At 63.5% G+C, this 10,212-nt stretch carries 6 protein-coding genes, 2 tRNA genes and 1 pseudogene; 4 read left to right on the top strand and 5 right to left on the bottom strand.

Annotated features, from left to right (window positions below; all coding sequences use genetic code 11):
• Positions 1 to 51: 51 nt before the first annotated feature.
• A complete protein-coding gene (rlmB, locus tag NP534_RS10965; RefSeq protein ID WP_274098732.1) occupies positions 52 to 798 on the bottom strand; it encodes a 23S rRNA (guanosine(2251)-2'-O)-methyltransferase RlmB in 747 nt (248 codons plus the stop codon).
• Entirely contained in the window at positions 795 to 3,371 is a 2,577-nt protein-coding gene (rnr, locus tag NP534_RS10960) for a ribonuclease R (RefSeq protein WP_274098731.1), read from the bottom strand. The genes rlmB and rnr overlap by 4 nt, the downstream gene beginning before the upstream one ends.
• Before the next feature lie 275 nt (positions 3,372 to 3,646).
• On the opposite strand from rnr, the gene NP534_RS10955 reads away from it, so the two are divergent.
• The 4 genes from NP534_RS10955 to NP534_RS10940 all read left to right on the top strand — a co-directional run bounded on the left by NP534_RS10955 (position 3,647) and on the right by NP534_RS10940 (position 6,686).
• A tRNA-Leu gene (locus NP534_RS10955) sits at positions 3,647 to 3,733 on the top strand.
• An 88-nt stretch (positions 3,734 to 3,821) separates the two neighbouring features.
• Positions 3,822 to 3,908 (top strand) — tRNA-Leu (locus NP534_RS10950).
• Positions 3,909 to 4,107: 199 nt separating this feature from the next.
• Positions 4,108 to 5,121 (top strand): extracellular solute-binding protein, encoded by a 1,014-nt coding sequence (locus NP534_RS10945; protein ID WP_274098730.1) that lies wholly within the window; start codon positions 4,108 to 4,110, stop codon positions 5,119 to 5,121.
• The gene (locus NP534_RS10940; RefSeq protein WP_033701803.1) at positions 5,121 to 6,686 is read left to right on the top strand and encodes an ABC transporter permease; all 1,566 of its coding nucleotides are present in this window, start codon (positions 5,121 to 5,123) and stop codon (positions 6,684 to 6,686) included. The genes NP534_RS10945 and NP534_RS10940 overlap by 1 nt, the downstream gene beginning before the upstream one ends.
• Positions 6,687 to 6,780: 94 nt before the next feature.
• Here the strand turns inward: NP534_RS10940 and NP534_RS26795 are convergent, their stop codons facing one another.
• The 3 genes and pseudogenes from NP534_RS26795 to NP534_RS10930 all read right to left on the bottom strand — a co-directional run bounded on the left by NP534_RS26795 (position 6,781) and on the right by NP534_RS10930 (position 10,187).
• Entirely contained in the window at positions 6,781 to 7,569 is a 789-nt protein-coding gene (locus NP534_RS26795; RefSeq protein WP_434519745.1) for a methyl-accepting chemotaxis protein, read from the bottom strand.
• 69 nt (positions 7,570 to 7,638) lie between these two features.
• Positions 7,639 to 7,899, bottom strand: a pseudogene (locus NP534_RS26790) (HAMP domain-containing protein); the annotation flags it as partial.
• Between the two features lie 995 nt (positions 7,900 to 8,894).
• On the bottom strand, positions 8,895 to 10,187 hold the full coding sequence (locus NP534_RS10930) for an adenylosuccinate synthase (protein WP_008095424.1): 1,293 nt from the start codon (positions 10,185 to 10,187) through the stop codon (positions 8,895 to 8,897).
• Positions 10,188 to 10,212: the final 25 nt, after the last annotated feature.

Genomic DNA, 10,212 nt, shown 5'->3' with positions numbered 1-10,212 from the left:
AATCCTGTGGGAGCGGGCTTGCCCCGCGAAGAGGCCAGCACAGACTGAATATCAGCGCTTGGCTTGACGCTGGCGCACTGCCTCAAACAGGCAAACGCCGGTCGCCACCGAAACGTTCAGGCTGCTGACGCTACCGCCCATCGGCAACTTGACCAGAAAATCGCAATGCTCACGGGTCAGGCGGCGCATACCTTTGCCTTCTGCCCCCATGATCATCACCAGAGGCCCGGTCAGGTCCTGCTGGTAGATCTCCTGCTCAGCCTCGCCAGCCGTGCCAACTACCCACAGCCCACGTTGCTGAAGCTTTTCAAGGGTACGCGCCAAATTGGTCACGGCCACCAGCGGGATTGTTTCCGCAGCGCCGCAGGCAACCTTGCGCACCACCGGCGTCAGGGTCGCCGACTTGTCCTTGGGCACCACCACCGCCGTGGCACCGGCGGCATCGGCGGTGCGCAGGCAGGCGCCGAGGTTGTGCGGGTCGGTGACACCGTCCAGCACCAGGATCAGCGGCGGCGTTTCGGTGCGCTCAAGCAACTCTTCGAGCATCAACTCGCCCCACACCTGGCTCGGGCTGACCTCGGCGACCACGCCCTGGTGCACGCCTTCGACCCAGGCATCCAGCTCACGGCGCTCGGCCTGGCCGACCGCCACGCGGTTTTCCGCGGCCAGTTCCAGCAGCTTCTGCAGGCGAGGCTCGCTACGCCCCTCCGACAGCCAGACCTGCTTGACCCGCTTGGGGTGGTGCTGCAACAACGCCTGCACGGCGTGTACGCCGTAGATCTTTTCCAGCTGACTCATGACTTGCTCTTGCTCTTGCGGGGCGCACCGGACTTCGGCGGGCCTTTGCGATGCTTGGTCGGCTTGCCGGATGGCTTGCCAGCCTTCTCCGACTTGCTGCCGGCAGTGCTGCGCGCGTCGGTCATCAACGCCTTCTTCATCTCGCGGCTTTTGCGCACCTCAGCGTTACGCTGCACGGCATCTTTCGGGAAATAAGCCTCGGAAGCCTCGCTTTTGCGGCTGCGCGGCTTGGGCGTGGCTTTCGCTTCGGTGGCCGGCTGCTGCGGCTCGGCCTTGCCGTCGGTTGGCGCTGCACCGCGCTGCTTGCGACCGATCGGGCCGCTGAGGGTCTTCTCGGAGACTTCGAAGTCGATCTTGCGCTCGTCCAGGTCGACGCGCATGACCTTGACTTCGATGGTGTCGCCCAGGCGGAAGCTGCGCCCGGTACGCTCGCCGGACAGGCGATGGTGGACCGGGTCGAAGTGGTAGTAGTCACCCGGCAGCGCACTGACGTGCACCAGGCCTTCCACGTAGATGTCGGTCAGCTCGACAAACAACCCGAAGCCGGTCACCGCAGTGATCACGCCCGGGAAGGTCTCGCCCACGCGGTCCTTCATGTATTCGCACTTGAGCCAGTTGACCACGTCGCGGGTCGCTTCGTCGGCGCGACGCTCGGTCATCGAGCACTGCTCGCCGAGCTGCTCCAGGGTGTTCTCGTCGTACGGGTAGATACGCGCCTTGGGAATGCTCATGGCACCCGCACGCTTGACGTGCGGGGTATCCACCTTGGAGCGGATGATGCTGCGAATGGCGCGGTGCACCAGCAGGTCCGGGTAACGGCGAATCGGCGAGGTGAAGTGGGTGTACGCCTCGTAATTCAGGCCGAAGTGGCCATTGTTGTCGGTGCTGTACACCGCCTGGCTCAGCGAACGCAGCATCACGGTCTGGATCAGGTGGAAGTCCGGGCGCTCGGCGATGCTCGCCAGCAGGGCCTGATAGTCCTTCGGCGACGGGTCCTTGCCCTTGTGCAGCGACAAGCCCAGCTCACCGAGGAAGGCGCGCAGTTTTTCCAGGCGCTCCGGCGGCGGGCCGTCGTGCACGCGGTACAGGGCCGGCACGCCGTGCTTTTGCAGGAACTCGGCGGTGGCCACGTTGGCCGCCAGCATGCATTCTTCGATCAGCTTGTGTGCATCGTTGCGCACGGTCGGGCGGATCTCGGCGATCTTGCGCTGGTCACCGAAGACGATGCGGGTTTCCTGGGTCTCGAAGTCGATCGCACCGCGGGTGTGACGCGCGTCCAGCAGCACCTTGTAGAGCGCATACAGGCTCTTGAGGTCTGGCAGGACTTCCTTGTACTGCTCGCGCAGCGCCTTGCCTTCACGGGTGCGGGAATGCTCGAGCATGCTGCTGACCTTGTTGTAGGTCAGGCGGGCATGGGAGTGGATCACGCCTTCGTAGAACTGGTAGTCGACCATCTGGCCGGCTTTGTTGATGGTCATCTCGCAGACCATGGCCAGGCGATCGACGTGCGGGTTCAGCGAGCACAGGCCGTTGGACAGCTCCTCGGGGAGCATCGGCACCACGCGCTCGGGGAAATACACCGAGTTGCCGCGCTGCTGGGCTTCGACGTCCAGGGCAGAACCCAGGCGCACGTAGCTGGAAACGTCGGCGATCGCCACGTACAGGCGCCAACCGCCCGAGAACATGCGCAGCTTGCCCAATGGCTCGCAATAGACCGCGTCGTCGAAGTCGCGGGCATCTTCGCCGTCGATGGTGACGAAAGGCAGGTGGCGCAGGTCGATGCGCTTTTCCTTGTCCTTGTCTTCCACTTCGGAGCGGAACTTGCGCGCTTCCTTGACCACATCGTCGGGCCAGACGTGCGGAATGTCGTAGCTGCGCAGGGCGACGTCGATTTCCATGCCCGGCGCCATGTAGTTGCCGATCACCTCGACCACATCACCCTGCGGCTGGAAGCGCGGGGTTGGCCAGTGGGTGATCTTGATCTCGACGAACTGGCCGATCTTGGCGCCGCCATTGCGACCGGCGGTCACCAGCACTTCCTGCTGGATCTTCGGGTTGTCCGGCGTCACGTAGCCGATACCGCCCTCTTCGAAGTAACGCCCGACCACGCTTTCGTGGGCACGGGAGATGACTTCTACCAGTACACCTTCACGGCGGCCACGGCGATCGGTGCCGGAGACACGCGCCAAGGCGCGGTCGCCGTCGAACACCAGGCGCATCTGCGAAGGGCTGAGGAACAGGTCGTCGCTCTTGTCATCGGGGATGAGGAAGCCAAAACCATCGCGATGGCCGGAAACGCGGCCACAGATCAGGTCCAGCTTGTCTACCGGGGCATAGGTGCCGCGCCGGGTATAGATAAGCTGGCCATCGCGCTCCATGGCACGCAGACGGCGGCGCAGGGCTTCAATCTGGTCTTCCTCGTACAGACCGAATTCTGCCGCCAGCTCCTCGCGGGCGGCCGGCTCGCCGCGATCGGCAAGACGCTGGAGGATCAGCTCACGGCTGGGGATAGGGTTGTCGTATTTTTCCGCTTCGCGAGCGGCCTCGGGATCGAGGGATTGCCAATCGGCCATCAGAAGGGGTTCACCTTGGGGTATATAGATAGGAATTCTGGCATAGGCGTATTGAAACCGGAAATGTCAGCCTTGGACAGCCCCCCAGCAATGAGTCGAGGAAGCCGTAATAGGGCTGAAGAATCAACAAGTTGAATTTTTTGAAATTTTTTTCGACCAGGGGGTTTACAGCCTCCAGGACCGTCCGTATAGTGCGCACCACAACGACGGACAGACGACGTTGTAGTTGAGATGAAACGCGATGTAAAGCATCATGTGACCTCGACGAAATGTGTGCCCAGGTGGCGGAATTGGTAGACGCGCTGGTTTCAGGTATCAGTGACCGCAAGGTCGTGGAAGTTCGAGTCTTCTCCTGGGCACCAAGTATTATCAAGTAATAGATGACCAAGGATCTATTACTACTGTGTGAAAGCGAACGATAGTCGCCTTCATCAGACGATGTAAAGCTTTGCCCAGGTGGCGGAATTGGTAGACGCGCTGGTTTCAGGTATCAGTGACCGCAAGGTCGTGGAAGTTCGAGTCTTCTCCTGGGCACCATATAAAAACCCACTAGCTTGCTAGTGGGTTTTTTCTTGCCTGCGTTTTCTGTTTCCCCTCCCCTTTGCGCACGACACCCTCGCGCACTCCGCCACTCGACGATCGTCTCGCGATGAATTTCTTGTCACCCGGCCACCTGAGAAACGATTTCGTTTACCATTGTTTCCAAATATGTAGCCGTAAGCGAGGAAGTACCCGCATGACGATCCGTCCGCAACCGCTGATGCGCACCCTGGCCGCCGCTGTACTGAGCCTGGTGATCGGCGCGCCGGCCGCCATGGCAGACGCACCGGTAACACTGACCCTGTACAACGGGCAGCACAAGGAAATCGGCGACGCCATCGCCAAGGCCTACGAGGCCAAGACCGGCATTCACATCGATATCCGCAAGGGCAGCAGCAACCAGCTGGCCAGCCAGATCATCGAAGAAGGCGAGCGCTCGCCGGCTGATGTCATCTACACCGAAGAGTCGCCGCCGCTGAACAACCTGGGCGAACTGGGCCTGCTGGCGAAGATCGACGACGCCACCTTGAACATGCTGCCCAAGGAATACGTGGCTGCCAACGGCACCTGGATGGGCGTTACTGCGCGTACCCGCGTCGTGGTGTTCAACCCCAAGCAAATCGATGAGAAAGACCTGCCGCAATCGGTAATGGACTTCGCCAACCCTGAGTGGGACGGCCGCGTCGGCTTCGTGCCGACCAGCGGCGCCTTCCAGGAACAGGCCGTGGCCATCCTGAAGATGCACGGGCGTGACGCTGCCGAGGAGTGGCTGACCGGCCTGAAAGCCTTCGGCAAGACTTACACCAACAACATGGTGGCGCTCAAGGCCGTGGAAAAAGGCGAAGTCGCCGCCGTGCTGGTGAACAACTACTACTGGTATGCCCTTGAGCGTGAGCGCGGCAAGCTGGACTCCAAGCTGTACTACCTGGCCGACGGCGATGCCGGTGGCCTGGTGACCATCTCTGGCGCCGCGGCGGTCAAGGCCAGCAAGCACCCCAAGGAAGCCCAGGCCCTGCTCAACTGGATGGCCAGCGAAGAAGGCCAGCGCGTGATCACCCAGACCACCGCCGAATACCCGCTGCACAAGGGTATGGTGTCCGACCGTGGCTTGAAGCCGTTCGAAGAGCTGCGCCCGCCGAAGATCTCGCCGGCCGACCTTGGCAACGCCGAGGAAGCGCTTGAGCTTGAACGTGAGGTCGGCCTGCTCTGATGACCGCCGCCCTGTCCGAGCCGGTGCCGGTACGCTTCGTACCGCGCCGCAAGCGCCCCTCGATCTGGGTGGTGCTGCCTGTGCTGTTTCTGGTGGCGATGAGCCTGCTGCCGCTGGCGTATGTCGCCCTCAAGGCCTGGGAAGCAGGCTGGCGAGAGGCCCTGCACCTGCTCTGGCGCCCGTTCGTCTGGGGCCTGATGCGCAACACCCTGATGCTCATGTTCGGGGTGACGCTGGTGTGCATGGTGGTCGGGCTGGCCCTGGCCTGGCTGCTCGAACGCAGCAACCTGGCGGGCCGTCGGCTGTGGGGCGTGGTGTTGTGCCTGCCGTTCGCAGTGCCCTCGTTCGTCAGCAGCTTTACCTGGGTATCGCTGAGCTCGGACTTCGAAGGCCTCGGCGGGGCCATCCTGGTCATGGCCCTGTCCAAGTACCCGCTGGTGTTCCTGCCGGTGGCCGCCACCCTGCGCAACGTCGACACCTCGCTTGAAGAGTCGGCACGCACGCTGGGCTGCAGCCGCTGGGGGGTGTTCGTCAAGGTGACCCTGCCGCTGCTGTGGCCATCGATGCTGGGCGGCGCGCTGCTGATTGCCCTGCACATGCTGGTGGAATTTGGCGCCTTGTCGATTCTTGGCCTGCAGACCTTCACCACGGCTATCTACCAGCAGTTCGAGCTGGAGTTCAGCAACGCCAACGCTGCCATGCTCTCGGCCGTGCTGCTGGCGCTGTGCCTGATCATGCTGTGGCTGGAGCTGCGAGTGCGCGGCAAGGCCCGCCATGTGCGCATCGGCCAAGGCGTGGCGCGCCGCGCGCAACCGGTGCGCCTGCGCGGCTGGGCGCCGTTGGCGCAGCTGTTCTGCGTGGCCCTCGCAGTACTGGGCAGCGGCATCCCACTGGCGATGCTCGGCTACTGGCTGAGTGTCGGCTCGTCGGCAGCGTTCCCGGTGGCGGAAATCTCCAAAGCGCTGCTCACGTCGCTGTCGGTGTCGCTTGGCGGCGCGGGCTTGTGCGTGTTGCTGGCACTGCCGATCAGCTTCCTGGTGGTGCGCTACAAAGGCCGCCTGGCGATCTGGGCCGAACGCCTGCCCTACCTGCTGCATGCCCTGCCGGGCCTGGTGATCGCGCTGACGCTGGTGTTCTTCGCCTTGCACTACGTGCCGGCGCTGTACCAGACCACAGCCCTGTTGTTGCTGGCCTATGGGTTACTGTTCCTGCCGCTGGCCCAGGCCCCTGTACGCACCGCCTTGAACAAGGCCTCGCCCACCCTCGAAGAAGCCGCGCGCACCCTGGGCGCCAGCAGCTTCACGGCGTTTTGCCGGGTGACGCTGCCGATCATCTTCCCGGCCTTGGCGGCGGCGTTCGCGCTGGTGTTCCTCGATGCCATGAAGGAGCTGACCGCTACCCTACTGCTCAGCCCGACGGGCATGACCACCCTGGCCACCGAGGTCTGGGCACATACCGCCAACGTCGAGTTTGCGGCGGCGGCGCCTTATGCGGCGCTGCTGATCGTGGTGTCGGGGTTGCCGGTGTATTTGCTGACGACGCGGATGTATTTGAACAAGGCGTGATGTGTACGCCTTGAGTCATTGATCGCAGCATAAATCGAGCGCCGCCCGCGCGGCGCTCGATCTGATAGGCGCAGAAAGACGCCCGGCGATCATCTCAAGCCCTGAACTGCCCCAGGCTAGCCCGTAACTGCGCCGCCAAGTCATCCAGCACCTTGCTGCTGGCCGTAGTCTGCATCACCACCTCAGCCGACCGTTCAGCCTGGGCATGAATGGTCTCCACTCGCCCGCGCACCGCCTGCGCCCCATGCGCCTGCTGTTCTGCCGCGCGCGTCGCCAGCCCGATCGCCGCATGCACCTGCTCCACCGCCACCTGCACCGACTGCTGGCGGCGCTCGTTCTCGCGCAGCACCAACAACCCTTCACTGGCCTTGAGCCCCGCCTGGCTGATGGTCGCCACCGCCTCCTTGGCGCCCTTTTGCAGCGCGGTAATATGCGCCTGGATATCCCCCGTCGAGCTTTGCGTCTTGCTGGCCAGCGCACGCACCTCATCGGCCACCACAGCAAACCCGCGCCCGGTCTCACCGGCCCGCGCCGCCTCGATGGCCGCGTTCAACGCCAGCAGGTTGGTCTGTTCGGCAATACCGTGGATCACCGTCAGCACCACCTCGATCTGCTCACTCTGCTTGGCCAGCCGCTCGATCACATGGGAGCCGGTCTCCACCTGCCCTGCCAGGCTCTCGATCAAGCCGGCGAGCTGGGTCGAGGTGCGGCTGTTCTCATCCGTCGCCTGGCGGATGTCTACCACTTGCTGCAAGGCCGACTGCATGGCGTGGCTCTCGGCCTGCGCTTCATCGGCCATGCTCGACAGATCACGCAGGCTGGCAGCCACTTCATCCCGTTGCAGCGCAGCAGCGGCATCGGCGCCGGCATTGCGCTGGGCCATGGCACCAATCTCGACACCGGTACGCTGCGCCACCTCGCCGGCCTCACGCACAATCGGCTGCAGCTTGTCGACAAAGCGGTTGACCGCCGAAGCCATGTCGCCGATCTCGTCGCGGCTGTCGAGGCTGACGCGCTTGGTCAGGTCGCCTTCGCCAGCCGCCAGATCGTTCAGGGCATCGATCAACAGGCGCAGCTTGCTGAGCACGCGGCGGCCCAGCACCACAGCCACCACCAGCAACACACCAAGGCCCACCAGCACCAGGCCCAGGCCAATGCGCCAACGCAGTTCGGCAGCAGCTTCGCGTACGGTCTGCGCGGTATTGGCCTGCATGGCGGTGGCACTGCTCTGCGCCGTTTCCAGGCGTTCACGCAGGGCCTTGCCACTGTCGGCGGCGGCGCCATTGAGGCTGTCACCCACCAGTTGCTCGCCACTGGCGATCAAGGCAGCAAAACGCTGGTCGAGGGCCGCCAGTTCCTGATCGACGCCAGCAGTGGAAACCCCCATCAGCACCTTGCCGATTTCCGCGCCATTCGGGTTGATCGACGCCTCGACAAAGTACACCGCCGGGTCGCGGCGAGCCGCCTCGATGACCTTGTCCAGCGCCCGCTCGCCCTGCCCCTTCTCCATCAACGCCTGGTTGATCGGGTTTTGCCGGTTGAGGTAGCGGGTCAGGTGCTGGCCCTGGGCGTCGTCGTAGACCACGAACAGCACATTGGGGTTGCGCTGGGCACGCCGGGCGAAATCGGAGAGCACCGGCACGTCGTTGTCCCAGATCGCCCGCGGCGCCACCGAGGCCAGCAGCTCAGCCATGTCGTTGGCGGAATCCTTGAGGTTCTTTTCCAGGGTCGTACGCAGTTGCTGCTGTTCGTTCTGCAGGCGCGTGGACAACCCCGCGCTCAGGCGCTGACGCGTGCTGCTGGAGAGGCTGTCGAGGCCCGAGCGCACCTCCTGCCCGGCCTGCTCCAGCTCGCTGGCAAGCTTGTGGCTGTCGGTGCCCAGGCGCTCGCCAAGGTCAGCCTCCAAGGCGGTGACGGTGCTTCGGGTCAGCGCAACGGCCACCAGTACCTGCACCAAAAGGGCGATACCAAGGGCAACAAACACAGGCCGCAAAAGGCGGCTTCGTAACAGTGAGAGGATGGCAGACACGGTGTAACCCTCGTGTTTACTGGCGCCACTATTTTGATGGCATCTACAGAAACTTCTTACAGCAAGGGTTATGCCGGGAACAGCAGGGATATGCGCCAAGGTCTAGCAGCCCAGGCATACAAAAAAAAACGCCGCGATCCCTTGCGGGGTCGCGGCGTCAGATCAGCCTGGAAAGCGGATCAGGCGAACGGATGACGCAGCACGATGGTCTCGTTGCGGTCCGGGCCGGTGGAGATGATGTCGATCGGCGCGCCGGTCAGCTCCTCGATGCGCTTGATGTAAGCGCGAGCAGCTTCTGGCAACTCTTCCAGGGTCTTGGCACCCAGGGTCGACTCGCTCCAGCCTGGCATCTCTTCGTACACGGGCTCCAGGCCGATGTAGCTGTCGGCATCGGAAGGCGCGTCGATGACAGCACCGTTCTCGTTCTTGTAGCCAACGCAGATGTTGATGGTTTCCAGGCCGTCCAGTACGTCCAGCTTGGTCAGGCAGATGCCCGAGATGCTGTTGACGTCGATGGCACGACGCAGGATGACGGCATCGAACCAGCCGCAGCGACGGGCACGGCCGGTGGTCGAACCGAACTCATGACCACGCTTGGCCAGGGTGGCGCCAGTCTCGTCGAACAGTTCGGTCGGGAACGGGCCAGAACCGACGCGGGTGGTGTAGGCCTTGGTGATACCGAGGATGTAGTCCAGGTACATCGGGCCAACGCCGGAGCCGGTCGAGATACCGCCAGCAGTGGTGTTGGAGCTGGTGACGTACGGGTAGGTACCGTGGTCGATGTCCAGCAGCGAGCCCTGGGCGCCTTCGAACATGATGTCCTTGCCGGCGCGGCGCAGGTTGTGCAGCTCGGCGGTGACGTCGAGCATCATCGGCTTGAGCTGCTCGGCGTAGGCCATGCACTCGTCCAGGGTCTGCTGGAAGTCGATGGCCGGCTCTTTGTAGTAGTTCACCAGCTGGAAGTTATGGTAGTCCAGCAGCTCACCGAGCTTGGCGGCGAAACGCTCACGGTGGAACAGGTCACCGACGCGCAGGCCGCGGCGTGCGACCTTGTCTTCGTACGCTGGGCCGATACCACGGCCGGTGGTGCCGATCTTGGCTTCGCCACGGGCCTTCTCGCGGGCCTGGTCCAGGGCCACGTGGTACGACAGGATCAGCGGCGCAGCCGGGCTGATGCGCAGGCGCTCACGCACCGGTACGCCCTTCTCTTCCAGCTTGGTGATTTCACGCATCAGGGCATCTGGAGCAACGACCACGCCGTTGCCGATCAGGCACTGAACGCCTTCACGCAGGATGCCGGACGGAATCAGGTGCAGAACGGTTTTTTCACCGTTGATCACCAGGGTGTGGCCCGCGTTGTGGCCACCCTGGTAGCGCACTACGGCGGCAGCATGTTCGGTCAGCAGATCGACGATCTTGCCTTTGCCCTCATCACCCCACTGGGTGCCCAGGACGACGACATTCTTACCCATTACATTGGTCCTCATTCACGCAAAC

It is taken from the genome of Pseudomonas sp. 39004 (assembly GCF_028682155.1).
GTDB lineage: Bacteria > Pseudomonadota > Gammaproteobacteria > Pseudomonadales > Pseudomonadaceae > Aquipseudomonas > Aquipseudomonas capeferrum.
The sequence above is the reverse complement of the archived record's forward strand: the minus strand, read 5'-3'. Positions and strand labels throughout refer to the sequence as shown.

Coding starts and splice junctions, on each gene's coding strand:
- rlmB (WP_274098732.1), bottom strand. CDS start 798: ATGAGTCAGCTGGAAAAGATCTACGGCGTACACGCCGTGCAGGCGTTG.
- rnr (WP_274098731.1), bottom strand. CDS start 3,371: ATGGCCGATTGGCAATCCCTCGATCCCGAGGCCGCTCGCGAAGCGGAA.
- NP534_RS10945 (WP_274098730.1), top strand. CDS start 4,108: ATGACGATCCGTCCGCAACCGCTGATGCGCACCCTGGCCGCCGCTGTA.
- NP534_RS10940 (WP_033701803.1), top strand. CDS start 5,121: ATGACCGCCGCCCTGTCCGAGCCGGTGCCGGTACGCTTCGTACCGCGC.
- NP534_RS26795 (WP_434519745.1), bottom strand. CDS start 7,569: ATGGCCCAGCGCAATGCCGGCGCCGATGCCGCTGCTGCGCTGCAACGG.
- NP534_RS10930 (WP_008095424.1), bottom strand. CDS start 10,187: ATGGGTAAGAATGTCGTCGTCCTGGGCACCCAGTGGGGTGATGAGGGC.